Origin of the sequence: Nocardia sp. MDA0666, from assembly GCF_003023875.1 — a bacterium.
Taxonomy (GTDB): domain Bacteria; phylum Actinomycetota; class Actinomycetes; order Mycobacteriales; family Mycobacteriaceae; genus Nocardia; species Nocardia aobensis.
Genome location: NZ_PYHT01000001.1, coordinates 213408 through 239377 on the forward strand (window position 1 = coordinate 213408; position 25970 = coordinate 239377).

Genomic DNA, 25970 nt, shown 5'->3' on the forward strand with positions numbered 1-25970 from the left:
GGGTCACGGCCTGGCCGCCGAGATCAGCCACGATCCGACGATTCCGGAGGGAGCAGCGATTCGTATTCCGCGCGAAGGGAATGGAACTTCGGCCAGAACGCATCGGGTGGAGATGTCGCGAGTCCGGCTTGCAGGATGTCCAGGTGAGTGTGCCAGCCTGCGGCGATATCGAGCATTTCGCGGCGAGTCGGGATCCGGCGGTGGGTGACGGTCAGCCGGACCTTGTCGGCGACCTGCTCGAGCGCGAAGGTCACGTCCGAGTCGGCGAGGCCGCCGCCGGTGCTCCAGGTGTGGCGCAGCCGATACGGGGGCTCCCATTCGAGCACCTCGCCGTGCCTGCGGTCGGCCACCTCGGCGGGATCACCCTCGCCGGTGAGCTCGTGGATCCGGAAGATATGTTCGACCCGGCCGCCGGTGGCCTGTTCGAGCAGCCCGCCGGCCAGCCAGGTTGCCCGCTTGTCGACGTCGGTCAGGTAGGCCCACACCCGTTCGATCGGTCCGGGCAGTAATCGCTCGATGCGAACCGTGCCCGGCTCGACGACCTCGCCGTAGTCACTCATCCCGCGAATCCTCCTGTAGCAGCGCGGCTTCCAGAGCGTCGAGACTCTCACCCCAGAAGCGCTCGTAGAAGTTCACCCATTCGGCACACTCTCGCAGCGGGCGCGGATCGAGCCGGCACAGATGTGTGCGCCCGCGCACGCTGCGTCGCACCAGCCCGGCCCGCTCGAGCACCTTGATGTGCTTGGACGCGGCCGCGAGTGAGATGTCGAACGGGGCCGCGAGCTCACCCACACTGCACTGATGCCGCGCCAGGGTGCGCAGCATCGAGCGGCGCGTGGAGTCCGACAGCGCATGGAACACCACGTCGAGCTGTTCCGAGGAATTCTCAACCACATGGTTGACTATTCCGTCTCCGCACGCCTACTGTCAACCCATCGGTTGAATATCACGACCGATTCATCCACCCTTCAGGGAGAATCCCATGACCGAGCAGAATTTCTCGACGACCTTCGCCGTGGACCGAACCCCCGAAACGTTCTTCGACGCCGTACTCGACGTGCGCGGCTGGTGGTCGAAAACTCTCACCGGACGCAGCGAAAAGCCCGGAGACGTCTTCACGTACGAGGTCCCGGGCGTACATCGCGCCACCATCGAGGTCACCGAGGTCGTCCCTCACGAACGCGTCGTCTGGCGCGTCCTCGATGCCCGGCTCACCCTCGTCGACGACCGAACCGAATGGAACGGCACCACGATTCGTTTCGAGATCACCCGCCGCACCGACATCACCGAACTCCGCTTCACCCATGTCGGTCTCACCCCGGCCTTCGAATGCTTCGACGTCTGCCGCAAGGGCTGGTCGTTCTACATCGACACGAGCCTGCACGATCTGATCGCCACCGGCACCGGCCAACCCGATGAGGACCCCCAAGCCCTCGCCCTGGCGAACGCGGCGCCGCCACACAAAACCCGAGCGTGACAGTGTGACGTGGATCGCCGCCCACCCGAATTCCGACTACCCGCACTGCCGAAGTGGTTGCGGGTCCAGGAACAATCGTTCATTCGGCAAGCGCGTTTCGGGGAGTGATTCCTCGATCCTGTGCAGCAATACTTCGATCGCACACCAACGCTTTCGACGGCAGTCGTGAATCAGATTGACCGCCGCCGCGACCGTCGCCCGATAGTCGAAGGCCGTTCGGCCCAACCAGATTCGCACATGCACATCCCCGTGGGACAGCAGCCGAGTACGCTCGGCGAGGGTCAGCACTGCCGGGCTCCGGTCGAGGCGCCGCCGTCGACGGACCACGCCGCCGCCAACGCGTCTGCCAGCCTCCGCTTCAGCCACTGCTTCTCGGAGTCGTCGGATCGCCGCACCCGCAGCCCTTCGGCGAGTAATTCGAGGAACCGCCGGCGTTCGACACCGAAGGTCACGAGGAGATCCCCGGAACTCGCACCGCCGAAGGGCGCCCACCGGATCGCGAATTCGACCATCGACTTCGTTTCCGCGCCGATCGACCTGCCGGACACGAGAAACTCCAGCTGACTCAGCGCCGAGCGGACCCAGAACGAATCGTATTCGGCCCTCGGCCGTGATCTTGTCTCGTCCAGCGTCCGCGGTCGCGGCGAGTGCGCCCCGCGTGCACTGCGGATCGCGCCGGAACGACTTCTCTGCCGCTGCTGTGCATTCATGGTGACCCCGAGCGATAGTGTGCGATCTGTTCCCACAGCCTGCTTCGCCGGCACACGATCAGCGACGGGAGATCTACCTATGCCCGTACCTATTTTCGGCATCCAGGTACCGGAGAGCTGTCCGGTTGATCGCACAAGTAAGCGTTCATCGCGTCCGCACAGTGCGCGAACCGCGATATCTCTCGGGGTCAGCGCCCTCAGGTCTGGTCGAGCACGCTGGTGGGGACGCCGTAGGGCAGGAATCGCACCTTACGGCGTTCATCGGTGTTGTCGCGGTGCGCGCGCAACGCCTCGAGCTCGGTCGGGAATACCTGCTCGACCCGGGCCTCGCCGCTGTCGTCGACGCTGTAGACGGCCCACACGCCGCTGCCGGTCTCCCCGGTCGTCGTGTCGTCCGGTTCCGGCGATCGCGTCCGCTCCGGCTGAACGAATTGACCGAACAGCGACGTCAGCGAATTCACGGTGGTGCGGTCGAGGTATCCGGCGGCCTTTCCGAGCAGGTCACGCACCTCGACTTCGGCCTCGCGCAGAGCGCGCTCGAATTCTTCCGGATCGATCCCGAAAGGCCCGTTGGTTGCCATCTCGATACTCCCGAAGTCGGCGCTGTATCTCCAGTATGCCGCGCGCGGGCATCGAGGGGGTGGACCAGTTTTTGACCAGCAGGTCCCGTATCCGCGCGCTCCGACTCGGTCAGGAGCCAGAGGTGCGTTCGACCGGTCTCTCGTGTGTTTTCCGGACGGATAGGCCCCTGCGGTATTACGTTCGTCTGCAAAGAAATTCGCTTGCTGTAGCCGAACGGGGGCGTGGGTGGCATCGTCTCGGAGGTTCGACCGGCGCACACTTCTGCGCGGTGCGGCGGCGGCCGGGGCGGCAGCGGCCGCATCCTCGATGACCGGCTGCGGTGACCACGACGAGGATGCGCTCACCTTCTTCTTCCAGGCCAAACCCGATGAGGCGAAGGTCCGGCTGACGATCATCGACGAGTTCCGCAAGCTGCATCCGGACATCAAGATCCGGACTCAGATGTCCGGCCCCGATCCGCAGACCCAGATCCTCACCTACTGCGCGGGTGGCAAGTGTCCGGACGTACTGATGTCGTGGGACCTGTCCTATTCCTTCCTCGCCGAACGCGGCATTTTCGAAAACCTCGACACGATCCTCGACAAGGACCCGGCGTATGCGGCCGAGCTGAAGAAGGACAGCTCGACGGCGCTGTACAACACCTTCCGCTACAAGAACGCGCAGCACGCGCTACCGGAGCAGTGGGCCGGAATCTTCCTGTACTACAACAAGAAACTCTTCGCCGACGCCAAACTCCCACCGCCGCCCGCACGCTGGGAGGACGCCTGGAGTTTCGACGAATTCCTCGACGCGGCACAGGCGCTGACCAAACGCGACAGCTCCGGCGACGTCACCCAGTGGGGATTCGTGGACCCCTGGACCGTCTATTACTCCGCCAGTTGTTTCGGCATGAACAACGGCGTGGAATGGTTCACCCCGTCCATCGACCCGACTCACACCAATATCGACAACGACGCCTTCATCGAGGGCGTCCAGTTCTACACCGACCTGTCCACCCGGCACCGGGTGATGCCGAAAATCGAATTCCAGCAATCGCTTTCGTCATCGGATATGTTCGCCCAGGGCAAGGCTGCGATGGCGTTGTCCGGGCATTGGATGTACAGCGCCTACACCGGTCAGCCAGACCTCGACTTCGACGTCACGGTGCTGCCGGTCGGCCCGCGCGGTACCGCCGCTCGCTCCGATATCGGCACCACCGGCCTGTCCATCGCGGCCGACAGCCCGCGCAAGGAACAGGCCTGGGAATTCGTCAAATTCGCCACCGGACCCGTCGGTCAGGCGGTCATCGCGAAGTCGGGATTGTTCGTCCCGGCACTGAAATCGGCCCTCGCCTCCGACGGGTTCGCGCAGGCACACGAGAGAGTGCACAACCTCGAGGTGTTCCACGGCGGCGATCACGCCAACAACCTGCCGGTCACGCCCGCGTGGCCCCGCGTCGACGCGGTCATCGAACAGGGATACGACCACGTGTTTCGCGGCGCCGCCTCCGCGGAATGGTTCAAGCAGGGCCTCGCCGGACAGATCAACGATCTCTTGGAGGCGCAGTGAGCGACAATCGCGCAGCGGCTCGCTGTGCCGACCGGGCGCCGCTATGACGACACTCGGCAAACCACGGCGTTCCGCGCTGCGCCGGCGCAAGGCTGCCGCGGGCCGAATGTTCATCGCGCCCAACCTGATCGCGGTGGCGGTATTCATGGCGTTCCCCCTGGTGTTCACGCTGTACCTGAGTCTGCACCGATGGGATCTGTTCAGTTCGCCGACGTTCATCGGCTTCGACAATTTCCGCCGGCTCTTCGCGCACGACCCGCTGTTCTGGGTGGCCCTGCGCAATACGGTGATCTTCACCGCGGGCACGCTGATCCCGACCATCGTCATCGGTCTCGTCGTCGCGGCGGCCTTGAACCGGAAACTCAGGGGTATCGGCATCTTTCGCAGCATCATGTTCATGCCGCTGGTCGCTTCGACGGTCGCGATGGCGGTGGTGTGGCGGCTCACCTTCAGCACCGATTACGGCGTGCTCAACACCGCGCTCGGCTGGATCGGAATCGGACCGGTCCCGTGGCTCACCGACCCCGCGTGGTCGATGTTCTCATTGTGCCTGGTCAGTGTGTGGAAGAGCGTCCCCTTCGCCACCATCGTCCTGCTCGCCGCGATGCAGGGCATCCCGACCGATGTCTACGAGGCCGCCCGGATCGACGGCGCCGGAGCGGTGCGCCGGTTCCGCTCGATCACGGTACCGCTGATCCGGCCCGCGCTGGTGTTCTCGTTCGTCATCACGTTCATCAACTCGTTCCAGGTGTTCGATCAGGCCTACGTCCTCACTGGCGGCAAGGGCGGTCCCGAAACCGGCACCTACGTCCTCGGAATCATGCTGTACCAGAACGCTTTCTCCTTCGACGACATCGGCTACGCCTGCGCCCTCGCCTGGGTGATCTTCGCGATCCTGCTGGTGCTGACGCTGCTGCAACTGCGACTCACCCGCGGCAACGCCTACGAAAGCGAGGCCTAGGTGGCGACAGCGACCGCGAATCGTGCCGTTCTCCGCCGTACCGGGCGCGGCATGCTGCTGTACCTGGCGCTCGTCGGGATGGCGTGGTGCGCGCTGTTCCCGCTGCTGTGGGCACTGTCGAGTTCGCTGAAGAAACAGGGCAACATCTCCGACACCAGCATCGTCCCGGCCCACCTGGCATGGTCGAACTACCGCGACATCTTCGACCTGATGCCGTTCGGCCGGATCTTCTTCAACACTGTTCTCTACGCCGGCTGCGTGACGGCGGGCCAGGTGTTCTTCTGTTCACTGGCCGGATATGCCTTCGCCCGCTTGCCGTTCAAGGGCCGCGACGTCCTGTTCGTCGCCTACCTCGCCACCCTGATGGTGCCGACGACCGTCACGGTCATCCCCCAGTTCATCCTCATGCGCACCTTCGGCTGGGTGGACAGTCCCCTGGCCATGATCGTGCCGGGCCTGTTCGGCAGCGCGTTCGGCACCTACCTGATGCGCCAGTTCTTCATCACCCTGCCGGCCGAGTTGGAGGAGGCGGCCATCCTCGACGGCTGCTCGGTCTGGCAGACCTACTGGCGAGTGCTGCTGCCGCACGCCCGGCCCGCGGTGATGGTGCTCGCGGTACTCACCTGGGTGACGGTCTGGAACGATTTCCTGTGGCCCTTGGTGATGATTCAGCGCGACGAAATCTCCACGCTCACACTGGGATTGGTGCGCCTGCAGGGCCAATACGAAACCAACTGGCCGATCCTCATGGCGACGTCCATTCTGATGGTGGCCCCGATGCTGGTGATCTACGCGGTCGCACAGAAGTCGTTCGTGCGTGGGATCGCGATGTCGGGGATGGGTGGTCGGTGACGCGGGTGCGGCCGCGTTCCAGGGCGACCGATGAGTTCGCGGGACCGACGTCGTCTGCACCAGGGATCCACGAATGTGGTGCGACAGTGCCATGGTCCGTGCAGCTACTCATCGGTGTGCCCGGCCGGCTCGAATGGAGGTTTCCGGTGTCGGATGTCATTTCTCGCGACGCTCTCTGGGCCATGGCCCACGCGGAACGGGCGGCTCTGGCGGACGATCTCGCCGAGCTGGACGATCAGCAGTGGGCCCGGCAATCACTGTGCGGGCGCTGGACGGTCGAGGAAGTCGTCGCACACCTGACCGCGGCCGCGAGCACCGGGCGGTTGCGCTGGCTGGTCAGTGTCGTCGGCGCCCGCTTCGACTTCGACGAACACAACGCTCGGCGGCTGGCCGAGCATCGCGGCAGAACCCCGGCCGAGACTTTGGATCGGTTCCGCGGAATCGTCACCAGCACCACTGCCCCGTTCGGACACACCGCGGCATGGCTCGGAGAGGTGATCGTCCACGCCCAGGACATCCGACGACCGCTGGGAATACTGCGCGAACCACCTGTCGAAGCCGCCACCGAAGTCGCGAAGTTCTACGCGAGCCGCGACTTCGCGGTGCCCAGCCGCAGCATGATCGACGGACTCCGTCTCGAAGCGACCGACGGCCCGTTCACTGCCGGAACCGGCCCTCTGGTCACCGGAGCGACGATCGCGTTGACCATGGCCATGGCCGGCCGTGCGGCCTATCTCGATGAGCTGGCCGGGCCCGGCGTTCTCGCGCTGCGCGGACGCGAGGTGCCGTGAGCGTGGTGCGCCCAGGCGCGGCTGGTGGGGTGACGGCAGCCGGGCGGCCGGGAGCTTTCGCGTTATTCCGGTGTGGGAGACGGTTGTCGGCGGGCATAGTCGTGCCAGTAGGCGGCGATCTCCGCGGTCTGCCGCACCACTCGGTCCGGCTCGGGCGGCGCAGGCCAAAATTGCAGGAGGTAACGGTCCAGCAGTGGCTCGTCATCGAGTCTGGTGTCCTTCTGGTGCGCCTGGTCCATACCCTGCGCGCAGTACCGCACTCGGTAGTCGATCTGTTCCAAATCCAATTCCCAGGAAGCCTCGCCTGCCCACTGCATCAGGCAACTGTGAGCCGAGACCGGGCGGAAAGAGACCTCCACGACGTCCTCCCATGCGGGATCGAGCGGTGGAGCCTGGCCGCGCACTTCGGCGGTGAAGCCGACGTTGCCGGTGTGCAGCCCGGTCATCAGCCACAAAGCGCCGGGTATCGCAGCACCGCACAGTCCTGCGCTCTGCCCGGCGAACGCTTCCTGCATGTCCGGGCCGAAGCTCTCGGGGTCGCTCTCGACGTAGATCTGGCTGTAGTGAACATGCACCTCGCCATCGAGCCTGCGCACTTGCTCACACGCTCCCCACCGACGAGGGCCTACCGTCGTGCAGCGGCGCCCCGGGCAGCGTGCCGCCGGACGACCCGCGAGCGTTCACGCCATCGGGATCGGTGCCGGCCTGCTCGAGCGAGAGAAGACCGGCAGGTGCGCGGAGGCGTCCACGCACTCGCGTCCAAGAACGAATCATGCACGCAGCGTAGGGAAGACCACTGACACATCCGCTCCCAAACCGTCCCGGGCATGAGCAAACCCAACCGGCTTACAGACTGTCGCGCCGGCGAATGACCTCCCGTGTCCACTCGCAACCCGCGACCTCGAGGGAATCGAGGAATCGCGGGGACGGCCCCGCTTTCGCGGCCCCGTCGGCCGACAGCGATAAAAGGCCTGGTCCCCCACTGACCGCTGTGGCAGCCTTGAACGTATCCATCCGCCCGGATGCGAAGGACAAATCATGTTCACCAATATCATCCAGCCACTCCAGCAACTCGCCGAACAAAACCGAGATGCCATCTGATTCGTGGTCATCACGGTGGGCAACGCCATCCTCGGCGCCGCACGATGGGGCCTCGACGCCGCCACCCCCTGGCTCCAGCAGTTCTTCTCCGAATACCCGCCCGGCGGCAACTACTGACGAAAGCCCGGCTCTTCATCGGAAAGAACGACCCGATCACCGCCCGGACGACCTCCTGGGAGGCCGGCCGCGTCGCTCGACCGTTGTCGGCCATCGCTTCTCGTCGATGACCAGAAGCACGGGCAACTGCACCACACGGATCCGATCCACGACCTCGTCGTAGGATCCGAAAAACAACGCATAGCATCACATAGCACGCGTTGCCGTAGTGAAGCGATGACCAGGACCATCACTCGAGCCGAACTGCGCAACGGTAGCGCCGGGATCATGGACGCGTTAGAGGCCGGGGACGATTTCGTCATCACCCGCAACGGCAGGCCCGTGGGCGAACTCCGGCCCCTCACCACGAAGCGGACCGTTACAGCCGCCGTGGTCAAGCAACGATTCGCCCGATTCGCCGCTTACGCCGACAGGCGGGTGGAACATGCGCAAGTAGACGCCGAATTCGGCGAAGACCGGCTCGATGACTGAGCCGGACAACAGCTTTCGGCATCAGGCCGGACTGCTGGATACCCGCGTGTGCATCGACTTGCCGCTGATCGACGAGGCCGCACTACCCATCGAGCTTCGAATCAGCCGTGATGATCGCGGCTATCGCTTCGGCGAACGATCTCCCCCTGTTCACGCGCAACGCGGACGACTTCAAGGGGCTCGAGGCATCGAAGCCGTTGCGGGCGAACGCTTCACCTCCCGGATCAGCGCTTATCGTCGCCGATGGGCTCGGCTTCCTCACCGAGACGGGCGTGTAGCCGGTCCCGGACCTGATCCGGCGTATACGCACGGCGTTTGCGCTCGGAGCGCACGATCACCACTCCGGTCGCCGCGACACCCGCGGCTCCTGCCAAGCCGAGTACTTTCCACCACCGCATACGGCTTAGGCTAGTCGCTGTGCCACGCGAAGCGCCCTCGAGTATCGGTTTGGATGAAGCGGTCGAACTCACGCGGATGGGCGACTTGTGGCTGTTCCGTGGACATTCCGGCGCCGACCGCGCAATCCGCGGGCTGACCAACAGCCCGGTCAACCACGTCGGTATGGCGGTGGTCGTCGACGACCTGCCGGCCCTGATCTGGCATGCCGAGCTCGGCCGCGCGCTGCCCGATGTCTGGTCGGGCAACCACCATCGCGGCGCCCAGCTGCACGATCTGCAGGCCGCGGTCCTGCGCTGGACCAATGACTACGGTCAGCAAGCATGGCTGCGCCAGCTGGATCGGCCGGTGACACGCGAGATGGAGGACGCGGCGCTGCGGGCGGTGGCACGGCTGGACGGCATGCCCTTTCCGTCCACAAGTGCGCTGGCGGGCAGGTGGTTTCGGGGCCGGATACCGCTGCCGAAGCGTTCGAAGACCCGCGAAACCGAGGCCGGTCTGGAGAACGCCTACTGCGCGGAAATCGTCGCCATGACCTACCAGGCAATGGGATTGCTGCCGGAGAAGCGCCCGAATTGGTATGACCCGGGCAGATTTTGGAGTGGCGACAATCTGCATCTGTCCGCCGACTATCACCTCGGCGGGGAAATCGCGGTCAACGTCTTCGGGCGCTGACGCCCGGAAACGCGTGCCGCCGCACAGATCGACCGGATGCGCGCGACATCGTGGGAGCCACCCAGAACGCGATCACGAAGCCCAGGTAGAGCGGGTGCCGGACCGCGCGATACAGGGTGGGTACGGAAATCCGGTTCGGCGGCGGGCTGTGCGCGCAGGTGGCGGAGGTTTCGAGCGGCTTATCAGGTGCCCTCGACCACCGGGTAGATCCTGTCGGGCACGAGGCCGTGCGCCTCGCGGTGCACGGTGATCGCGGTGTCCGCGTCCGGGGCGTCGACCAGGCAGAACGCCGTGTGGCTCGATTCGTCGACCCAGTAGCGCTGGTACGTCACGCCGTAGTCTCCCTGGATCGCCTGGTCGGCGGCGTGGGCTGCGGCCACGTCCTGCGCCGTCGTGCCTTCGGGCAAATGTTCGTGCACGTCGATGAAGAGGGCCATCACGATTCCTTGGTCGGGTGGGCGATGTGAGCCGCGGCCAGCGACACATGCTCCATCGGCTGAACGCAGCCCCATGCGTAGATTACGCCGCAGCGGCCCCCTTCTACCAGGGCGATGCGCGCGATTCGAGCACATGGACGTTTGATCGTTCAATTATCGGGAGAATGCAAGATCAAATGGTGTCACCTCAGCAAAATGCACAGTTCGCCAGTTGTTAACGGTGACGATTCACACAGTAACGAAAGTGGCCTCTCGGATTTCTCTTTCATATATTTGATGGCACGCCGTGATGGCATCGTTATTCACCCGTGAAAGGAATCCCCGTCCATGGTCTCTCGCAAGATCCTCGCTGCCGCCACCCTCTCCGCCGCCGCCCTCTTCGTCGGCCCGGCAGCCATGGCCTCCGCGGCGGCCCCGTCCGCCGACTCGACCACTCCCGCCCCCGCTCAGCTGAGCTCGGGATCAGCCGACTCCGGCTCCGCATCGTCGGGCTCGGCCACGCTCGACTCCGGTAGCTCCGCCCTCGACGAGGGCACCTCCACCATCGACAACATCATCACGGCGATCACAGGCATCAGGGACCTCTCCCAGCCCAAGTCGGCCTCCTGATCCCGTTCCGCCGGAGACCGATTCCGCTCTCGGCGACCCGCAGACCGGCCTTTGTTTTGCGCCGCATCATCGGCGCAGAATGACGGGCCATTGCCGCGAATTCGCCGAATTCGATTACATCGGTCTCCCCGCCGGTCTGCTTCCGCGTGATTTTCTCGTCTTCCACTGTGCGCGTATCCGGCGTCGACTGATGACGACTTTGCCCGAGGGGTAATCAGGGGTCGCCGAAGCCGCCACATGAAGAGGCTGTCGTCGTAGATCCGGACTCGGCCCGTCGGACGCGGCACCAGACGCCCGTCGGTCAGGCCGCGGGTTGTCCAACTCTCTGGACAGTCGGTGCCCTTGTACCCGCCATAGGCTTCGCGCCATGACAGCTGATTCGACGACGACAGGTCATGGAGGAGCGGCTCGCGCGGAGGGCTCCACCACCCGTGTCATGTGCGCGGGCGTGCCGGTTGGGTGGTGGCCGTCGCCGCGACCGTGCTCCCCGGACCTCACGCTGACCCTGGCCGGGCTGCTCTCCGAACGGCAGGCCGCTACCGCTGCCGAACACTGATCGTCACCGGCTCCCGGCGCCGAGCGGGGAGCGGGTCACGCTCAGGCGGGGGTATACGGCGGGGCGACACCCCAGCCCCAGTGGGGTACCGGGAGATGCCGCGGCGGGTCGGCGTCGGGCTGTGAGTTGCCCAGCGCGATGCGGGTGCCCCATTCGATGTAGCCGACGAACGCGGCCCGGAACTCCGGGTCAGCGGGCAGGCCGGCCTCATCGGCGGCATCCAGCAGCAGCGACACCCAGCGCCGACGCTGCGGCTCGGAGATGGCTTTGCCCAGATGGTGAGCCAGCATGTGGTCGTAACCGCCGCGCTCGTCGGTGTAGCGGGAGGGGCCACCGAATACCTCGGCGAGCCACATGGCCACATAGTGCGGATGGCCCGGGTCCATCCCGGCGAACAACGGCCCGATCAGGTCGTCGGCCAGGACATGGGTGTAGAAGACCTTGGTGAGCCGATCCAGCGCCTCGGTACCACCGAGCCAGTCGTACATGCTCGGCACCGAGGATCCGGAACCTCGGACAGCGGTGCGTTCGTAATGGCGCATCTCCTCGATACGCTGCACATACGGCTCGATCTCGGCGAAGAATGCCGCGAAATGCTTACCGCCGCGGAAGCCCTGGATATGGTCCTCGGCGGAGGTCCAGGAGATGCGCAGGACGTAGCACTCGGGTTCGTCGACGCATCGTGACAACTCGTAGTCGACACATTGCGGAGCCGCCGCCAGCGACCGTGCGGCACGACCGTAAGCAGCCTCGAATTCGGCCGCGTCGTGCTCGGCAATCCGGTATCGGACGTATTCGATTGTCATGGGCAACACTGTAATCGGCGAACACCGTCGCAGATTCCGCTCTCCGCGAAGCGGAACAACCTGTGGCCCACCAAGATCGGGAATCCACGCGGAGGCAGCGCCGCGGCTCCGTGATACTGGACATCACGCAGTCGATCGACGAGGAGGATATCTGTGCCGGCACTGTTCTTGCTCGAACCAGGCCAGGGCCCCGAGGTGTCACTGCAAGGTTTCGTGCGCCGACACCCGTGGGTCCGGCTGACTACCGACCCACTGTTCGTGCACCACGATCGCGGTGCGCCGACACGGCGGGTCGCCCTCGTCTCCGGCGGCGGTTCCGGCCACGAGCCGATGCACGTCGGATTCGTCGGCATGGGAATGCTCGACGCTGCCGTACCGGGAAAGGTCTTCGCCTCACCGCACAATCGGCAGGTCTACGAGGCGAGCAAGGCCGTCGCTCGGGACGGCGGGGTGCTGCACATCGTCAAGAACTACACCGGAGACAAGATCAATTTCGGCATCGCCGCGGAACGACTCGGCGCCGATGGTATCGACGTCGAGCGGGTACTCGTCGACGACGACGTGGCCACCGAATCCGACGAGACGGCGACCGGACGGCGCGGGACGGCCGCGACGATCGTCGTGGAAAAGATCCTCGGCGCAGCCGCGGACCGCGGTGACACCCTCACCTCGCTGGCCGCGCTCGGCCGCGAGGTGGCCGAGCACAGTCGCAGTATCGCGGTGGCCACCGAGGCGCTGACGTCACCGAATACCGGGGCACGTGCCTTCGAACTCGAACCCGATCAGCTCGAATACGGGGTGGGAATTCACGGCGAACGCGCCTCGACCTCGATCTCCAGGCCACCGCTCGCGGAACTTGTCGACCGGATGCTCACCGATATCCTCACATCGCTGCCCGGAGGTGATCGAAAACCGTTGTTACTGTTGATCAATGGGCTCGGCGCGACGACCGAACTCGAGCTCTGCACAGTCCTCGAACTCGCGGCGCGCGCACTGGGCGACCGAGGCCGCGACGTCGCGGCGGTCCAGGTCGGCACATTCGTTGCCGCACTGGATATGAGCGGATTTTCGATCACCCTCACCCAACTCGCCGACGGCTGGATCGATCTCTGGCACGCCCCGACCGGCGCACCCGCCTGGAAGGAGGCCACCCGATGACCAGCGAGGCGATGACGACGCTCGACAGCACCGTTCCCCGCCTACAGGAGGTGTTCTTCGCGGCCGAGCCCGCACTGACGAAGTTGGACGAGATCACCGGTGACGGAGATTTCGGCGTCAATCTGCGCGAAGGGCTCTCCGAGGTCGCCGACCGTCTTGCCGCACCGGAGTCCCCCGCCCCGTGGGATACGTTGCGGGCGGTCTTCCTCGACGAGGTCGGCGGCACGAGCGGCCCACTGTTCGGCCTGCTGTTCCAATCACTCGGCACCCGGGCCGTACGGTCGGATTCCTACATCGACGCCCTCGAGGTCGGTATCAGCGATGGTCTGGCCGCCATCCAGCGCGTCGGCGAGGCGGAAGTCGGCGACCGCACCATGGTCGACGCGCTCGCTCCGGCCGTCGAGGCGCTCCATGGCGGCGATGTCGGCGCCATGGTGAGTGCCGCAGTGGATGGAGCGCTGTCCACCGCGGCCCTGCGGGCACGCCGCGGTCGCGCCAGTTACCTCGGCGAGCGCGCCGTCGGCCACCCCGACCCGGGAGCGGTAGGCGTGGCGCTGCTGCTGTGTGTTCTCGCGGAGCCGGTGTCCGGTACGGAGGCATCCGACAGGGAGCGCGCGCGACTGCTCGATGCGGTATCCGGCTCGACATCGGGCGATGATTGAGGCGGATGCCATGAACTTTTCGTGCAAGGCTTGGTGCTCACCCGGCCCCGAGTCACGGCACCAACCTTTGCCGGCGCGGCGCTAGTCGTCCGGGGAGATTCGGCGGTTGCGTTTGGTGATGCCGCGCCGCTTCTTCGCGGCGATGCGGCGTTCCTTGGCGCCGCGCGACGGCTTGGTGGCGTGGCGAACGGGTGGCGGCGCGGCAGCGGCGTCACGCAGTATCGAGGCCAGGCGTTCGCGGGCGGTCGCGCGGTTCCGCAACTGCGCGCGCTCCTCGGATGCGGCGACAGTCAGCACCCCATCGACCAGCCTGGCGGCCAGGCGGTCGAGCATACGGGTGCGCAGCCGCTCCGGCACCGAGGGCGAGTTGGCGAGGTCGAAAGACAGCTCCACCCGGCTGTCGGTGGTGTTGACGTGCTGCCCTCCGGGACCGGACGATCGTGAGAACCGCTCGCGCAACTCGGATGCGGGTATCACCAGCATCCCGGTCACGGTCAGGTCCTCAGCCATGATCCGACACCGCGCCTTTCCATCCCCGAAGCGATCGAGCCACGCCGGTCAGGTTGCGGCTGAACAGCACACTTGTCGTTCACGATAGCGACGACCTCGTCGACGCGTGACAAGCATGCCGTCCGAGGCAGTCGACTGTGTCGAGAATTCCTTCCATTGGGAAATATGACCCGGTGTGCATACGATTTCGGGAATTGTTCTGCAGTGCAGTGAAAGTGAGAAGCTCGGTGTCCATCCCCCAGAGAAGTGCCCGCCGGCTATCGATCGCGGGCGCGGTGATATCCGGTCTCGCGGCCGTGACGGTGTCGACAACCGTCGGCGCGGGATCTGCTCAGGCGCTGCGGCCCCGTGAGGCGTTCTGTTCATCGGTTCCGGTCGACAGCCGCGTCGACATCGAATGCACGAATACCGATGTGGGCCCGGCAACCGCCGGAATCTTCGTCATGTGCAGCGACCTCCGTCCGCTCGTCCAGGAGGTACGGATCCGCCCCGAATCGACAATCCGGTTGAGTCAGGACTGCGGCCCCGGCGCACACCCGATCTCATGGAACGTGAACGCCGAATCCGACCATGAGCGCGACCGTGAACGCGACGCCGAAATCGACCACGAACGCCTCTCCGGCCACGACCACATCTGACGCCGCGGGTTCCTACGCTCTCGGCCGCCGGGCGACGACTCATCCGATATCGTTGCGCCACTGCGCCGCCCAGTGCGTCAGAGGCGCGAGCCGCTCGACGAGTGTGCGCCCTGCGCGGGTCAGCCGGTACCCCTCCTCGCGCTCGATGAGGCGCGCTTCGGTGAGTTCGGCCAGCCGCCGGGTCAGCACGCTCGAGGAGATGTCGCCGCATGCGGTGCGCAGCTCGCGGAAGGTGAGCGGGCCCGGGGCCTGATCGAGTTCCCACATCACCCGCAGCACCCAGCGGCGCCCGAGCAGATCGAACAGGGCCATGATGGGGCGCCCGGTGGTCGATCCGCGCACCGGTCGTCCCGGGCGTGGCGTTTCGGCCGTCACGATCAGGCCGCCTGCGGCGGGGGCGAGTCTTCCAGTCGTCGTGCCATTTCCGCGATGGCCGCGCGCAACACCCGATACGGCCGCAGGAACAATGTCACGTGGGTCAGGCTGCCGGTCTCGGAGAGCTCTTCCCGCAGCACCCCTTCGAGCTCCTGACCGGCGAAGCGTGCGGTGAACGCGAATATCCGCTGCTGCCCGTCGGTCCACTGCCGGGTCTGATGTACCGAGTCGAGCACCGTCGCGATCGTGGCCAGCAAATGAGCCGCACGCGCCCGGCCGTGGTAATCGGCGACCGGGCTCGAGAAGGTCGCCTCCTCGGCGAACAATCCCGGCAGGTGTGTGGAGTCTTTCGATCGCCACACTCGCAGTATGAGACTTTCGGTCATGCCTCTATTTTAGAGGCACACTCGAGCCTCCGTCCAGCCGCGCCTGACTAGTCCGTCACCCTCGGCGACAAGGTCCGTGACACGCTGGGGAATGACAGCGTCGCGATGATCGGCCTCACGACGGGTAGTCGCGGGGTGTTGTCGCCCGGGCGAGTCCTGACACCTTCAACGAGGGAGCTGATATGGCATCCACCACCGCGCAGCAGTCGGGCAAGCTCGATCGCAGCGTCATCGTCACAGGACTCGTCGTCGTGTCCGGCATGATCATGGTGGTTCTCGACACCACCATCGTGAACGTCGCCTTGGACTCGTTGAGCACCGAACTCGGCGCGACCCTGTCTACAACGCAGTGGGTGGTGACCGGGTATCTGCTAGCGGTAGCGCTGGTCATCCCGGTCACCGGATGGGCGATGGACCGGTTCGGCCCCAAACCTGTCTGGCTCACCGCGGTGAGTCTCTTCGTGGCGGGGTCAGCTCTGTGTGCGGCCGCCTGGTCGATCGAAAGCCTGATCGCCTTCCGCGTCCTGCAGGGACTCGGCGGCGGCATGCTGCTGCCCGCCGGGCAGGCGATCATCACCCGAGCCGCGGGCCCGCAACGCCTCGGGAGGGCCATGGCCATCCTCGGTGTCCCCATGCTGCTGGGGCCGGTTTTCGGCCCGGTGATCGGCGGTCTTCTGGTCCAGTACACGAGCTGGCACTGGATCTTCCTCGTCAACGTTCCGGTCGGTGCCGTCGCCCTCGTGCTCGCGGTCTGGAAGCTCCCACGCGGTGACACCGTGCCCGAGCACGGCCGTCTCGACCTGCGGGGGCTGATCCTGCTTTCCGGCAGCCTCGTCTGCCTGCTCTACGGGCTGTCGCAGGCCAGCTCGCACGGCGGATTCACCGAGTGGGGTGTGCTCGGCTGGCTCATCGCCGGCGTCGTGGGCCTGGCCCTCTATACCTGGCACAGCCTGCGCAAGGGAGCCGACTCGATCGTCGACGTCCGCCTGCTCACCAACCGGGTCTTCGCCAGCGGAACCATCGCGGTCTTCCTCGTCGCCATCGGATTGTTCGGCGGCATGCTGCTGCTGCCGCTGTACTACCAGACCGTGCGCGGACAGGGCCCGCTCGACGCCGGCCTGCTGCTCGCACCCCAAGGATTGGGCGCGATCGTGGCAGTGGTGATCGGTGGCCGGCTCACCGACCGTATCGGCGCCGGCTACGTGGTTCCCGTCGGCGTCGTGCTCGGCCTCATCGGCACCCTCCCGTTCACGCACGTGGGCACCGGCACCTCATACGTCTGGCTCTGTGTGGCCTTGTTCGTGCGCGGTATGGGCCTCGGTGCGGTGATGATGCCGACCATTTCGGCTGCCTACACCGAACTGGGCAAGGACGCCGTGACACGGGCGGCACCCACGCTCTCGGCCATTCAGCAGGTCGGCGCGTCGCTCGGCAGCGCCTTGCTGGTGACGGCGCTGACGCAGCACCTCTCCGGACAGCTGGCCGAGCACGGAATGCCTTCCGGCAGTGGCGGTTCCGGGCAGATCAGCTCCGTCCCGCCCCAACTCATGCCGGTCGTGGGTCCACTGCTCGCCGACTCCTTCGGCTTCGCGTTCTGGGTGGCGTTCGGGCTTACCGCGGTGATCATCGTCCCGGCCATGTTCCTGCCGCGGCATGCGGCGCGGGAGCGGGATGAGACACCAGTAGGATCGGGCATCTGACGGGAACCGATCGCGGAACTCCACGCGGCTACACGCTTTCCAGCCGATCAGCCATACACCTTGCGCCGCAGCTTCCTCCGCCCTACCGGTGTTCATTCCTTCCTACGGCGGACCTGGCCGCGCCCGCGACGAGTTTCAGATGTTCGGCATCGGCCTTCCCCCTGTCTGCGGCCACCCTTGCGCCCAATCTCCCGAATCAAGGGCATTCGAACCCCCGGTTCCTCGTTCCCGGCTACCGAGGGCGCGCATGGGCCGTGGACTACGCGAGTTTCCGAGATCCCACATCGCTGTCTCGACCGCGACCGTACCGAGGGCCGGACCGATGAACACGTCCACGACGCCGCCCGCTCTCGCCGCAGCGAAGGATGCGATCGGAACCACTTCCCGTAGACAACACCGAAATTGCCTTTCGAATAATTCGAAAAGCGGGCATGATGGAGGTGAGGATGGAGGTGCGATGACCGAGACACTGAACGAGCGCACACTGCTGCCCGAGCATCCGGATCAGCTGGCCGAAGTGCACCGTTTCCTGGCCGCCCCGATTTCCCTGGATGGGGCCGTCTTGCGATCGGCCGAAGGTGAGGCGGTCACATTGCCCCCCGAGATGCTCGAGGCGTTGCGCCTGGTGGCGCTCGCGCTGTCGGAGGGAAAGGCGGTGACGGTGGCACCGTTGCATACGACGCTGACCACGCAGGAAGCCGCCGAGCTGCTCGGAATGAGCAGGCCCACGTTTGTGAAACTACTTGACGCGGGCGAGATTCCGTTCACCCGGCCGGGCCGTCATCGTCGTGTGCGACTAACCGATGTGCTGGCGTTTCGTGAGTACCGTCGCGCCGAGCGTTCCGCGGGTTTATCCGAGCTCACACGAATCTCGGAAGATCTGGACCTGTATGACGACGTCAGCCCGGAGCCGCTGAGGCGGCATGAGTGATGCAGCGGGTATTTCTCGATACTTGCGTCCTGTTTCCGGCCCATCTGCGTGACACGCTGCTACGGCTGGCGGAAGCCGATCTGATCCAACCGCTGTGGTCTGCCGACATCATGACGGAGCTTCGACGAAACCTGTGCACCGGGCGCGCGGACGACGAATTGGTCGCCGAGAAGGTCGATCATCTGATCAGCACGATGAACGGCTTCTTCTCCGATGCGTTGGTCGAGGGGTATGACGACCTCATCGGTAAGATGGAGAACCACCCGAAGGATCGTCATGTGCTGGCCGCGGCGCTGCAGAGCAATGCTGACGTCCTGCTGACATTCAATCTGACCGATTTCAAGGTCCGGCCGATCGGCGAGGGCTTCCCCGAACTGTCGCACCCGGATGGATTTCTACTGGACATTTTGGACTTGGCGCCGGGGCAAGTGATCAGGCTGCTGTATCGGCAAGTTGCAGAGCATAAGCGACCTCCGAAGCACATCCAGGGTCTGCTCGATGTGCTCGAACGGACAGGCGTGCCAGGCTTCGCCGCCGAGGTTCGTCGGCGCCTAGATTGAGCTGGTGGCGAATACCTCACCCGATGCCCCAACGCCTTTCGCTCGGGCCTGTTGGGACTCGGCGGCGGCAGACACGGGCGGCACCCACGCTCTCGGCCATCCAGCAGGTCGGCGCGTCGCTCGGCAGCGCCTTGCTGGTGACGGCGCTGACGCAGCACCTCTCCGGACAGCTGGCCGAGCACGGAATGCCTTCCGGCAGTGGCGGTTCCGGCCAGATCAGCTCCGTCCCGCCCCAACTCATGCCGGTCGTGGGTCCACTGCTCGCCGACTCCTTCGGCTTCGCGTTCTGGGTGGCGTTCGGGCTTACCGCGGTGATCATCGTCCCGGCCGTCGCATATTGAACATGTGGGGGATGTAGCACCAGTACTATGCCTACTGGAAACTTGCTGCCCAGACGTGCTGCGGCGGCCATCGAAGCTGCCCTGGCCGACACTCGCGTGGTGCTGGTCAATGGAGCACGGCAAGCCGGTAAGAGCACGCTGGTTCGGCACATCGCCAGCCACTCGGCCGCGGAATGGCGCGACCTGGACCGACCACGGGACCGCGAGGCAGCGCTAGCCGATCCCGAGGGGTTCATCGACTCCGAGACCCCCTTACGGGCGAAACTCCTGTTTCCGGCGCCTACCAAGAGTTCCGGCCGCGGCATCACGATGTGCGAGTCGCCGATCAGTGGTATGGGCTCAGCTGCCGTACAACGATTCTCGCGCCCGCGCATAGACCTGACGGATCCGCGTCCCCAGAGCACTGTCGCCAGGTGCCGCAATCTCGACAGTCCCGGCAGCAGTCCATTGCGGCGGTTCGGCGCGGCCGCGCAACGCCCACGCGGCCTGTCGCGCCGCGCCCAAAGCGACGTACTCCTCCGGCTCCGGAACGGTGACAGCTGCCCCGAAGATCTGTGCGGCGATTTCGGCGACGAACGCCGAACGTGAAGCGCCGCCGATCAACAGCACTCGCCTGGACGTCGCACCGGCCGCACGAAGTCGGTCGAGTGCGCCGGCCATGTTGCACAGCATCCCTTCGACTGCGGCGCGGGCCAGGTGTGCGGGTTGCATTGTTTCCAAACGTAATCCGTGAAGGCTGCCTGTCGCGTGGGGCAGGTTCGGAGTGCGTTCGCCCGACAGGTACGGCAGTAGGACCAGTCCGTCGGCACCCGGTGGGGCCTGGTGGGCCAGTGCGTCGAGTTCGCCGAGGCGGATTCCCAGGGCTGTGGCCATCGCTTCGAGCACCCGGGCGGCATTGAGCGTGCATACCAGCGGCAGGAATTGGCCTGTCGCGTCGGCGAATCCGTTGACGAATGGATCGGTATTCAGCTGCGAAGTGCGTGCGAACGCGGTACCGCTGGTGCCCAGCGAGATCACCACGTCGCCGTCACCGATTCCGAGCCCGAGTGCCGCCGCCGCGTTGTCCCCTGCGCCGGCAGCTATGACCGCGCCTGATGCAGTGCGTCCGGAACTCTCGAACGGTTCCAGCACCGTCGGAAGTTCCGGAGTCCGGCCGCGGAAAGCACTGGCCAACAGGTCTTCTCGATACCGGCCCTCCACCGGGGACCAGTATCCGGTGCCCGAGGCGTCGCTCCGATCGGTCGTCGGCTCAGCGTCACCACCACCGCGCAACCGCCAGGTGAGGTAGTCGTGGGGCAGCATCACCCGGGTGACTCGGTCGGCGAGCTCGGGCTCGTGGTCGGCCATCCAGCGCAGCTTCGCGACAGTGAAGGCCGCGACCGGGACACTGCCGACCGCGTCCAGCCACGCTTGCGGTCCGCCCAACTCCGCAACGAGGTCGTCGGCTGCCTCGGCGGAGCGGACGTCGTTCCACAGCAAGGCATCTCGTACCGGTCGGTGCGAGCGATCGAGTGCCACCAAGCCGTGCTGCTGGCCGGCGATCGACACCGCATCGACGTTGTCGAGCAACCCCTCCCCTGCCTGCTGCAACGCGGTCCACCACGCCTCGGGCGCGACCTCGGTGCCGTCGGGGTGCGGTGCGTGTCCGCGTGCCAGGACCTCACCGGTGTCCGCGTCGCACACCACGACCTTGCAGGATTGGGTGGAGCTGTCCACTCCGGCGACGGTGGCCATCTATCCGCGCGGGGCGATCTGGATCTTGCGGCCGATGCCGTCGCGGAATGCCTGCAGCGCTTCCGAGAACTGGTCGAGGGCGAAGGTGTGGGTGACCATGGTGTCGGCGTCGATCGCACCCTTGCAGACGAGGTCGACGGCGCGGCCGAAGCTGTGCACCACTGCCATCGAGCCGACGACGGTGATCTCGTCGTTGTAGATGCGGAAGGGTGAGAACGACGCCGTCGCGTCACCGGGGGCGACGCCGAACTGCTGGTAGGTGCCGCCGCGGCGGACGCGGGTGAGGCCGTCCTCGATTGCCGGGATCGCTCCGGTGCAGTCGATGACGACTTCCCATCCGTGTGGGCGGTCGAACTCGTCGGCGTTCGTGGCGACCGCGTCTGCGCCCAGTGTGCGCGCGACCTGCAAGCGGTCGGTGTTGAGGTCGACCACCGAGATCGAGGCCGCGCCCGCGGCGACCGCGAGTTGCAGCATCATCAGGCCCATCGTGCCGGCGCCGTAGATCAGGTAGTGCGAGCCCAGCATTCGTGGCAGGCCGTCGAATCCGTGGACGGCACACGACAGTGGTTCCACCAGGGCGCCATGTGAGGCGGGCAGGTCGTCGGGGAGTCGGTAGCAGTTGGCGGCCGGGACTGCGACGTATTCGGCCATTGCGCCGTTCACCGTGTCGCCGATGGCGCCCCAGCGTTCGCAGAGGTTGCCTCGGCCGATTCGGCAGTAGTGGCAGGCGCCGCAGAACAGTGACGGGTCCACGGCTACCTTCTCGCCGGTGCCCGGACCGTCGACTATTTCGCCGCAGAACTCGTGGCCGGGGACGATCGGGTATGGCGTGGGCGGGAATTCGCCTTCGACGATGTGGATGTCGGTTCCGCAGATCCCTACCGCAGCCACCTGTACGACCACCTCGCCTGGGGCGGGAGCCGCGTCGGGAATCGTTTGCACCGAGTACTCGCCGGGTTTCTCGATCACCAGCGCGCGCATCTACCTTCCCCTTTCCTGATACCACCATGCGGTGGTGGCGATATCGGCGTCGGCCAGCGGCAGATACCGCCCGCCGTCTTGCCAGCCCAGCGCTTGCAGCGTGACGCGTAGCTCCTCGTGGAAGCGGATCGGGTCGCGGACGTGCCAGCGATACATGCCGAATCGTTGTTTCGGCGTGTAGATCTCGTCGTGTGGAAGTACTTGGTGCAGGCCGAGATACGGGCTGGAGTAGTCGCGGTAGGAGCCGTCCAGGTCGAAGTTCCAGGCGCCGCCGAAATAGTCCTCGGTGCCGGTGCCGCAGATGGTCGGGAATTCGTCGTCTCCGTCGAGGTGGAATTTGATTTCGCCCTCGCCCCACCAACCGGGCGCATTCGGTGCGATGGCCAGGTAGGTGCCGACGTAGCGTCCGCGGCCTCGGACCTCATCGACAATGGTGTGAACTGCCGGTGTTCCGAGCGGATTGCTTTGTCGCCGTTGGCAATGCAGGTAGCCGGCGTCCTCGCCTACCTCGGTCTCGTCGTAGGTGAGCTGATAGTAGACCGGCACCGAGCGGTCGGTCGGGTTATATAGGGTGACGCGGGCGCGCTCACGAAAAGGCATGGGCCAGAAACTGTTCAGTCCCCCGGCGGGTGCGACCACCACCATTTCCGAACTTACCAGTGCCAGTTCGTCCCAGCCGTTGCAGAAGAAGTCGCCCAGCGGCACGTCGATCGACGGTTGCGAGTCATCGTCCCAGGTGAAGTTCAGGATCAACCGACGCAGCACAGTGCGGTCGGTCGTCAGCCAGAAGTGCCGGATCACGCCCGGCCCGGAGACATCGGCCAGTGTCGCGGTGGAGCCGGCGGCCAGGTCGATCGACGGGGACACCTTCCAGCCCACACCGAGATCACGTGCCGCACCCGCGCCCGTGCCGGTTTCCGCCCGTGCGCCCGCGCCCGGCTCCCCGGTCGGGTTCTCGGGGCTGATCGAGCGGGTACGCGCCCGGTCGAGTCGCCAGAGTTCAGCCATGGTCCGCCGTCCGATGTTGTTCTGCGGCAAGAAAGTGCGCGATATCCGCAGTCGATTCGTAGAGCTCGCGATAGCGCCGGTAGTACTGGTCGTAGATCGCTTGCCGCTCGGCGTCCGGCTCGATCGTCGACGTCACCGGATTCCAGCCGGACGTGTCGACGCCGGCGGCTTCCGCGGCCAGCAGGGCATCACCTAGGCAGGCCCCGACAGTCTCCGCCGGCAACTCCTGCGGCAGACCGGTCGCGTCGGACACGATCTGGGTCCACAGGCCGCCTTTTGTGCCACCACCGACCGCGACCAGGCGGCGGGCGCGGCCACCGGCGTCGGACATGGCCTCCAGGTTGTGCCGCACCCCAAATCCGGTTGCCTCCAAAGCCGCGCGGTACAGCTCGGCCCGACCGTGACTGGTGGTGAGTCCGGCGACGATGCCTCGTGCGTCGGGATCGAACAGGGGTGTTCGTTCACCAGCGAAATACGGCAGCATCAACAGCCCTCGGCTGCCTGCCGGAACCTTGCTCGCCTTCTCGATCAGGTCGCCGAATTCTCCGCCGACCAGGCGGCGCAGCCAATCGGTGACCGCACCCGATGTGGCCATTCCCGCTGCCAGCGAATAGGTTTCGGGCCACGCGCCGCAGGTGCCCCACAGGCCGTGGTGTGGACGCGGTTGGGTGAGGATCTGGACCAGGAACATCGTCGTGCCGTACATGACCATCGCATCGCCGGGCGCGCGCACGCCGACGCTGGCGGCTTCGGCCCACGCGTCGACGGTGCCGGTGGTGACCGGTAGTCCTTCCGGAAGTCCGGTCGCGGCAGCACCTTCCGCAGTCACCCGACCCACTACCTCTGTGGGCCAAGCAAGTTCGGGCAACGGCAGCCCGGGGGCGCAGTGCTCTGCCCACTCCGACCACTCTCTTTTGCGCAGGTCGTACATGGGCACGCACTGACTCGCCGACTGATGGTCGAGGACGTATCGCCCGGTCAACCGGTGCACGAGAAAGGAACTCGCCATCAGCAACATGCGGGTGCGCTCATAGACGTCCGGCTCGTGCCGCGCCAACCACCGCAGCTTCGGGCCAACGGCCTGGCTGGTCAACGGCGAACCAGCCCGTTCGAGGACCGCCGCCTCGCCCAATTCGTCTGTCAGCACGGCGATTTCGATGGTCGCCCGGGTGTCGACGCCGTACAGGATGGCCGGCCGCAGCGGATTCCCCTGTGCGTCGGCGGGCAGCAGACACGGACCGATACCACTGATCCCGAGCCCCTCCAGCCGTGCACCGGCGGCGGCGTCGACCAACTCGCGGGCGATGGCGACGAAGTCCGCCCACCACACCGATTCGGCGTCGTGCTCGACCCAGCCCGGGCGCGGCATCGACACCTCGTGCGGGCGCTCCGACCGGGCGAGCACCGTGCCGTCGGCGTCGGTCAGCACGCCCTTGGAACCGGACGTGCCGATGTCGATTCCGATGAACATGGTCACCGACTGAATTCGTCCACGGTGACGCCCAGCAGATCGCACGCGGCCCGCACGGTCGCACGATGGTCACCGGGTACGGCGTGAATGTGGTTGGCGCCGAACCGGGACAGGAAATCCTCGGCCCGAGCGTCCAGCCGCGCGAACGCGTGCGGCCATTCGCGAGTCGACTGGCTCATCAACTCCTCGTTGGTGGCGTCGTCGTAGGTTTCGAAGTCACCGAGCATCAACTGCATGCGGTAGTTGCCGTCGTTGCGGGTCAGGCGACCGAAAGTCATCTGCCCTGGCGCCGCGAGATGATGGACGGACGCCCCGCCGGCGGGGAAGAAGAACACCTCGGGGAACAGATGTACCCGGGACAGGTTCTCGGCCGGATCGTCGCTGCGGGCGGCGAACCAGGTGGCGTGCTGGCCGGAGTTGCACAGATCCCAGATGTCGCGGTCCGCGTGATAGTGGCGGACGTCGGCGAACAACACCGGTGTCTTCGAAATCTGTTTGAGCAGTTGCATGGTCAGCGCGCCGTCCATGTCGGCCTCGGTGGCGCACACATGGGTCGGCTTGGGGCCGTTCCAGTCGTACGGGTCGTTGAGGAACGCCTCGGTGATGTCCATCGTGGCGAAGTACTGGGTGAGTTCGGGCTGCCCCTTGATACCGGAGAAGTCGATGTTCCATTCGTCGATCAGCTCGCGCACCGCGAGGTAGGAGCGGATCTGGCGCTCCAGCAACTCCGGAGTGAGTTTGTCACCGTCGTAGTGCACGCCCGCGGTGGTCTCCTCCAGCCATGTCCGGGCCTTCGATACCTCGGCCGCGTCGGCAAGCTCGGCGCGGCGGACGATCTCCCACTGGTCGATCTCCTCGACGTCGACACCGAAAACGCGTTGCCACTGATCGGTATTCGCAACGGCGGTGTTCATCCCCATCGGCCGGCCGCCGAACCGGCCGAACGTCGAGCCGCGCAAGCTCGACACCGCCGCTGCGGCGCAAGCCTGCACACCGATCTTCTCGATCAGGTCCGGGTCGGCCGGGTCGCCCCACAGCCGGGTGTGCGTGCGGCCGATCTGATCCAGCGCTCCCCCGGCGGCCAGCATCCCGACCATTCCGGGCTGTACCGGGTCGATATTGGACAGCAACAGCAACGCGCCCGGCGTGGCTCCCTGCACGAGCATCGTGAAGTGTGGGAACGCCCACACCGCATAGTGCAGCACCGTGAGATCGACTCCGGCCGAGGCGACTTCGCGGGCCACCGAAACGGCGAGGGTGTTGGTGCTGATCGGAGCGGAGCCACGCACCACCTCGTGTCCCGCGCCGGCGAGTTCGGCGACGAGCCGGTCCTCATTGGTACGGATGAACTCGGCTATGCCGTCGTGCACATAGTCGCGTCCGTCGGAAATGCTGATTACACCGATACGTGCCACGCCGGATCCCT

General features: G+C 65.9%; 31 protein-coding genes and 1 pseudogene. 15 read left to right on the forward strand and 17 right to left on the reverse strand.

Features of this window, described 5'->3' with window-relative positions:
* Positions 1 to 23: 23 nt before the first annotated feature.
* Positions 24 to 560, reverse strand: a complete 537-nt coding sequence (locus C8258_RS00995; RefSeq protein ID WP_106953447.1) for an SRPBCC family protein — start codon at positions 558 to 560, stop codon at positions 24 to 26.
* Positions 553 to 894 (reverse strand): helix-turn-helix transcriptional regulator, encoded by a 342-nt coding sequence (locus tag C8258_RS01000; protein WP_106953448.1) that lies wholly within the window; start codon positions 892 to 894, stop codon positions 553 to 555. The genes C8258_RS00995 and C8258_RS01000 overlap by 8 nt, the downstream gene beginning before the upstream one ends.
* A gap of 88 nt (positions 895 to 982) precedes the next feature.
* On the opposite strand from C8258_RS01000, the gene C8258_RS01005 reads away from it, so the two are divergent.
* Positions 983 to 1477, forward strand: coding sequence for an SRPBCC domain-containing protein (locus C8258_RS01005; RefSeq protein ID WP_106953449.1), 495 nt, complete (start codon positions 983 to 985; stop codon positions 1475 to 1477).
* 281 nt (positions 1478 to 1758) lie between these two features.
* On the opposite strand, the gene C8258_RS32145 is transcribed toward C8258_RS01005, so the two are convergent.
* A complete protein-coding gene (locus C8258_RS32145) occupies positions 1759 to 2025 on the reverse strand; it encodes a hypothetical protein (protein WP_146161127.1) in 267 nt (88 codons plus the stop codon).
* Between the two features lie 359 nt (positions 2026 to 2384).
* The gene (locus C8258_RS01020) at positions 2385 to 2768 is read right to left on the reverse strand and encodes a hypothetical protein (RefSeq protein ID WP_106953452.1); all 384 of its coding nucleotides are present in this window, start codon (positions 2766 to 2768) and stop codon (positions 2385 to 2387) included.
* A gap of 226 nt (positions 2769 to 2994) precedes the next feature.
* Here C8258_RS01020 and C8258_RS01025 point away from each other — a divergent pair, with 226 nt between their 5' ends.
* The 4 genes from C8258_RS01025 (at position 2995) to C8258_RS01040 (ending at position 6921) form a co-directional block, all read left to right on the forward strand.
* Complete coding sequence (locus tag C8258_RS01025) at positions 2995 to 4317, forward strand: sugar ABC transporter substrate-binding protein (protein WP_233224806.1); 1323 nt, start codon at positions 2995 to 2997, stop codon at positions 4315 to 4317.
* A gap of 43 nt (positions 4318 to 4360) precedes the next feature.
* Positions 4361 to 5278 carry a carbohydrate ABC transporter permease gene (locus tag C8258_RS01030; protein ID WP_199195533.1) on the forward strand — a complete coding sequence of 306 codons (918 nt, stop codon included), beginning with the start codon at positions 4361 to 4363 and terminating at the stop codon, positions 5276 to 5278.
* Positions 5279 to 5329: 51 nt separating this feature from the next.
* Positions 5330 to 6130: a carbohydrate ABC transporter permease gene (locus tag C8258_RS01035; protein WP_199195565.1), complete on the forward strand. Its 801-nt coding sequence runs from the start codon at positions 5330 to 5332 to the stop codon at positions 6128 to 6130.
* A gap of 182 nt (positions 6131 to 6312) precedes the next feature.
* Entirely contained in the window at positions 6313 to 6921 is a 609-nt protein-coding gene (locus tag C8258_RS01040) for a maleylpyruvate isomerase family mycothiol-dependent enzyme (RefSeq protein ID WP_199195566.1), read from the forward strand.
* Positions 6922 to 6983: 62 nt separating this feature from the next.
* Here C8258_RS01040 and C8258_RS01045 read toward each other — a convergent pair whose 3' ends face one another.
* Positions 6984 to 7517, reverse strand: coding sequence for a hypothetical protein (locus tag C8258_RS01045; RefSeq protein ID WP_199195534.1), 534 nt, complete (start codon positions 7515 to 7517; stop codon positions 6984 to 6986).
* Between the two features lie 838 nt (positions 7518 to 8355).
* Between C8258_RS01045 and C8258_RS01055 the strand changes: the two genes are divergently transcribed.
* Positions 8356 to 8610 carry a type II toxin-antitoxin system Phd/YefM family antitoxin gene (locus C8258_RS01055; RefSeq protein ID WP_106953456.1) on the forward strand — a complete coding sequence of 85 codons (255 nt, stop codon included), beginning with the start codon at positions 8356 to 8358 and terminating at the stop codon, positions 8608 to 8610.
* 224 nt (positions 8611 to 8834) lie between these two features.
* Here C8258_RS01055 and C8258_RS32765 read toward each other — a convergent pair whose 3' ends face one another.
* The gene (locus C8258_RS32765; protein ID WP_199195535.1) at positions 8835 to 9008 is read right to left on the reverse strand and encodes a hypothetical protein; all 174 of its coding nucleotides are present in this window, start codon (positions 9006 to 9008) and stop codon (positions 8835 to 8837) included.
* A gap of 76 nt (positions 9009 to 9084) precedes the next feature.
* On the opposite strand from C8258_RS32765, the gene C8258_RS01065 reads away from it, so the two are divergent.
* The gene (locus C8258_RS01065) at positions 9085 to 9681 is read left to right on the forward strand and encodes a hypothetical protein (RefSeq protein WP_106953987.1); all 597 of its coding nucleotides are present in this window, start codon (positions 9085 to 9087) and stop codon (positions 9679 to 9681) included.
* A 43-nt stretch (positions 9682 to 9724) separates the two neighbouring features.
* Here the strand turns inward: C8258_RS01065 and C8258_RS33040 are convergent.
* A pseudogene (locus tag C8258_RS33040) lies at positions 9725 to 9802 on the reverse strand (isoprenylcysteine carboxylmethyltransferase family protein); the annotation flags it as partial.
* Positions 9803 to 9863: 61 nt separating this feature from the next.
* Positions 9864 to 10118, reverse strand: coding sequence for a nickel-binding protein (locus C8258_RS01070; RefSeq protein WP_036509994.1), 255 nt, complete (start codon positions 10116 to 10118; stop codon positions 9864 to 9866).
* A 327-nt stretch (positions 10119 to 10445) separates the two neighbouring features.
* On the opposite strand from C8258_RS01070, the gene C8258_RS32770 reads away from it, so the two are divergent.
* Positions 10446 to 10727 carry a hypothetical protein gene (locus tag C8258_RS32770; protein WP_157170384.1) on the forward strand — a complete coding sequence of 94 codons (282 nt, stop codon included), beginning with the start codon at positions 10446 to 10448 and terminating at the stop codon, positions 10725 to 10727.
* A gap of 597 nt (positions 10728 to 11324) precedes the next feature.
* On the opposite strand, the gene C8258_RS01075 is transcribed toward C8258_RS32770, so the two are convergent.
* Complete coding sequence (locus tag C8258_RS01075; RefSeq protein ID WP_106953457.1) at positions 11325 to 12089, reverse strand: group II truncated hemoglobin; 765 nt, start codon at positions 12087 to 12089, stop codon at positions 11325 to 11327.
* 153 nt (positions 12090 to 12242) lie between these two features.
* Between C8258_RS01075 and C8258_RS01080 the strand changes: the two genes are divergently transcribed.
* Together C8258_RS01080 and dhaL are read left to right on the forward strand one after the other, a co-directional pair.
* Positions 12243 to 13247, forward strand: coding sequence for a dihydroxyacetone kinase subunit DhaK (locus C8258_RS01080; protein WP_106953458.1), 1005 nt, complete (start codon positions 12243 to 12245; stop codon positions 13245 to 13247).
* Positions 13244 to 13909, forward strand: a complete 666-nt coding sequence (dhaL, locus tag C8258_RS01085) for a dihydroxyacetone kinase subunit DhaL (RefSeq protein WP_106953459.1) — start codon at positions 13244 to 13246, stop codon at positions 13907 to 13909. The genes C8258_RS01080 and dhaL overlap by 4 nt, the downstream gene beginning before the upstream one ends.
* Positions 13910 to 13990: 81 nt before the next feature.
* Here dhaL and arfB read toward each other — a convergent pair whose 3' ends face one another.
* Positions 13991 to 14419, reverse strand: coding sequence for an alternative ribosome rescue aminoacyl-tRNA hydrolase ArfB (gene arfB / locus C8258_RS01090; RefSeq protein ID WP_106953460.1), 429 nt, complete (start codon positions 14417 to 14419; stop codon positions 13991 to 13993).
* A gap of 137 nt (positions 14420 to 14556) precedes the next feature.
* Here arfB and C8258_RS01095 point away from each other — a divergent pair, with 137 nt between their 5' ends.
* A complete protein-coding gene (locus C8258_RS01095) occupies positions 14557 to 15057 on the forward strand; it encodes a hypothetical protein (protein ID WP_146161128.1) in 501 nt (166 codons plus the stop codon).
* 39 nt (positions 15058 to 15096) lie between these two features.
* On the opposite strand, the gene C8258_RS01100 is transcribed toward C8258_RS01095, so the two are convergent.
* Both C8258_RS01100 and C8258_RS01105 read right to left on the reverse strand, forming a co-directional pair.
* On the reverse strand, positions 15097 to 15432 hold the full coding sequence (locus tag C8258_RS01100; protein WP_106953462.1) for a helix-turn-helix domain-containing protein: 336 nt from the start codon (positions 15430 to 15432) through the stop codon (positions 15097 to 15099).
* A gap of 2 nt (positions 15433 to 15434) precedes the next feature.
* Positions 15435 to 15818, reverse strand: coding sequence for a hypothetical protein (locus C8258_RS01105; RefSeq protein WP_146161129.1), 384 nt, complete (start codon positions 15816 to 15818; stop codon positions 15435 to 15437).
* A 182-nt stretch (positions 15819 to 16000) separates the two neighbouring features.
* On the opposite strand from C8258_RS01105, the gene C8258_RS01110 reads away from it, so the two are divergent.
* From C8258_RS01110 to C8258_RS01125, 4 genes are all read left to right on the forward strand, one after another.
* Positions 16001 to 17518, forward strand: a complete 1518-nt coding sequence (locus C8258_RS01110) for a DHA2 family efflux MFS transporter permease subunit (RefSeq protein ID WP_106953464.1) — start codon at positions 16001 to 16003, stop codon at positions 17516 to 17518.
* Between the two features lie 457 nt (positions 17519 to 17975).
* Entirely contained in the window at positions 17976 to 18449 is a 474-nt protein-coding gene (locus tag C8258_RS01115; RefSeq protein WP_106953465.1) for an excisionase family DNA-binding protein, read from the forward strand.
* The gene (locus tag C8258_RS01120; RefSeq protein ID WP_106953466.1) at positions 18449 to 19009 is read left to right on the forward strand and encodes a PIN domain-containing protein; all 561 of its coding nucleotides are present in this window, start codon (positions 18449 to 18451) and stop codon (positions 19007 to 19009) included. The genes C8258_RS01115 and C8258_RS01120 overlap by 1 nt, the downstream gene beginning before the upstream one ends.
* A 23-nt stretch (positions 19010 to 19032) precedes the next feature.
* Positions 19033 to 19350, forward strand: coding sequence for a hypothetical protein (locus C8258_RS01125; protein ID WP_233224807.1), 318 nt, complete (start codon positions 19033 to 19035; stop codon positions 19348 to 19350).
* A 339-nt stretch (positions 19351 to 19689) separates the two neighbouring features.
* Here the strand turns inward: C8258_RS01125 and xylB are convergent, their stop codons facing one another.
* Genes xylB through C8258_RS01150 form a run of 5 tightly spaced genes read right to left on the reverse strand, consistent with a single transcriptional unit; the run spans position 19690 to position 25959 of the window.
* Positions 19690 to 21084 carry a xylulokinase gene (gene xylB / locus C8258_RS01130; protein ID WP_106953467.1) on the reverse strand — a complete coding sequence of 465 codons (1395 nt, stop codon included), beginning with the start codon at positions 21082 to 21084 and terminating at the stop codon, positions 19690 to 19692.
* Positions 21085 to 22065: a zinc-dependent alcohol dehydrogenase family protein gene (locus C8258_RS01135; RefSeq protein WP_106953468.1), complete on the reverse strand. Its 981-nt coding sequence runs from the start codon at positions 22063 to 22065 to the stop codon at positions 21085 to 21087.
* Positions 22066 to 23073 carry a glycoside hydrolase family 172 protein gene (locus C8258_RS01140; protein ID WP_106953469.1) on the reverse strand — a complete coding sequence of 336 codons (1008 nt, stop codon included), beginning with the start codon at positions 23071 to 23073 and terminating at the stop codon, positions 22066 to 22068. It abuts the gene before it with no gap.
* Positions 23066 to 24544, reverse strand: a complete 1479-nt coding sequence (locus tag C8258_RS01145) for an FGGY-family carbohydrate kinase (RefSeq protein WP_106953470.1) — start codon at positions 24542 to 24544, stop codon at positions 23066 to 23068. The genes C8258_RS01140 and C8258_RS01145 overlap by 8 nt, the downstream gene beginning before the upstream one ends.
* 2 nt (positions 24545 to 24546) lie before the next feature.
* Entirely contained in the window at positions 24547 to 25959 is a 1413-nt protein-coding gene (locus C8258_RS01150; protein WP_106953471.1) for an L-fucose/L-arabinose isomerase family protein, read from the reverse strand.
* Between the last annotated feature and the right edge of the window lie 11 nt (positions 25960 to 25970).

What these genes read in the sequence shown, in the direction of transcription:
- C8258_RS00995 (WP_106953447.1), bottom strand. Translation starts at nt 560, where the DNA reads ATGAGTGACTACGGCGAGGTCGTCGAGCCGGGCACGGTTCGCATCGAG.
- C8258_RS01005 (WP_106953449.1), top strand. Translation starts at nt 983, where the DNA reads ATGACCGAGCAGAATTTCTCGACGACCTTCGCCGTGGACCGAACCCCC.
- C8258_RS01020 (WP_106953452.1), bottom strand. Translation starts at nt 2,768, where the DNA reads ATGGCAACCAACGGGCCTTTCGGGATCGATCCGGAAGAATTCGAGCGC.
- C8258_RS01030 (WP_199195533.1), top strand. Translation starts at nt 4,361, where the DNA reads ATGACGACACTCGGCAAACCACGGCGTTCCGCGCTGCGCCGGCGCAAG.
- C8258_RS01035 (WP_199195565.1), top strand. Translation starts at nt 5,330, where the DNA reads ATGCTGCTGTACCTGGCGCTCGTCGGGATGGCGTGGTGCGCGCTGTTC.
- C8258_RS01040 (WP_199195566.1), top strand. Translation starts at nt 6,313, where the DNA reads ATGGCCCACGCGGAACGGGCGGCTCTGGCGGACGATCTCGCCGAGCTG.
- C8258_RS01055 (WP_106953456.1), top strand. Translation starts at nt 8,356, where the DNA reads ATGACCAGGACCATCACTCGAGCCGAACTGCGCAACGGTAGCGCCGGG.
- C8258_RS32765 (WP_199195535.1), bottom strand. Translation starts at nt 9,008, where the DNA reads ATGCGGTGGTGGAAAGTACTCGGCTTGGCAGGAGCCGCGGGTGTCGCG.
- C8258_RS01065 (WP_106953987.1), top strand. Translation starts at nt 9,085, where the DNA reads ATGGGCGACTTGTGGCTGTTCCGTGGACATTCCGGCGCCGACCGCGCA.
- C8258_RS01070 (WP_036509994.1), bottom strand. Translation starts at nt 10,118, where the DNA reads ATGGCCCTCTTCATCGACGTGCACGAACATTTGCCCGAAGGCACGACG.
- C8258_RS32770 (WP_157170384.1), top strand. Translation starts at nt 10,446, where the DNA reads ATGGTCTCTCGCAAGATCCTCGCTGCCGCCACCCTCTCCGCCGCCGCC.
- C8258_RS01075 (WP_106953457.1), bottom strand. Translation starts at nt 12,089, where the DNA reads ATGACAATCGAATACGTCCGATACCGGATTGCCGAGCACGACGCGGCC.
- dhaL (WP_106953459.1), top strand. Translation starts at nt 13,244, where the DNA reads ATGACCAGCGAGGCGATGACGACGCTCGACAGCACCGTTCCCCGCCTA.
- arfB (WP_106953460.1), bottom strand. Translation starts at nt 14,419, where the DNA reads ATGGCTGAGGACCTGACCGTGACCGGGATGCTGGTGATACCCGCATCC.
- C8258_RS01105 (WP_146161129.1), bottom strand. Translation starts at nt 15,818, where the DNA reads ATGACCGAAAGTCTCATACTGCGAGTGTGGCGATCGAAAGACTCCACA.
- C8258_RS01110 (WP_106953464.1), top strand. Translation starts at nt 16,001, where the DNA reads ATGGCATCCACCACCGCGCAGCAGTCGGGCAAGCTCGATCGCAGCGTC.
- C8258_RS01115 (WP_106953465.1), top strand. Translation starts at nt 17,976, where the DNA reads ATGACCGAGACACTGAACGAGCGCACACTGCTGCCCGAGCATCCGGAT.
- C8258_RS01120 (WP_106953466.1), top strand. Translation starts at nt 18,449, where the DNA reads ATGCAGCGGGTATTTCTCGATACTTGCGTCCTGTTTCCGGCCCATCTG.
- C8258_RS01125 (WP_233224807.1), top strand. Translation starts at nt 19,033, where the DNA reads ATGCCCCAACGCCTTTCGCTCGGGCCTGTTGGGACTCGGCGGCGGCAG.
- xylB (WP_106953467.1), bottom strand. Translation starts at nt 21,084, where the DNA reads ATGGCCACCGTCGCCGGAGTGGACAGCTCCACCCAATCCTGCAAGGTC.
- C8258_RS01135 (WP_106953468.1), bottom strand. Translation starts at nt 22,065, where the DNA reads ATGCGCGCGCTGGTGATCGAGAAACCCGGCGAGTACTCGGTGCAAACG.
- C8258_RS01140 (WP_106953469.1), bottom strand. Translation starts at nt 23,073, where the DNA reads ATGGCTGAACTCTGGCGACTCGACCGGGCGCGTACCCGCTCGATCAGC.
- C8258_RS01145 (WP_106953470.1), bottom strand. Translation starts at nt 24,544, where the DNA reads ATGTTCATCGGAATCGACATCGGCACGTCCGGTTCCAAGGGCGTGCTG.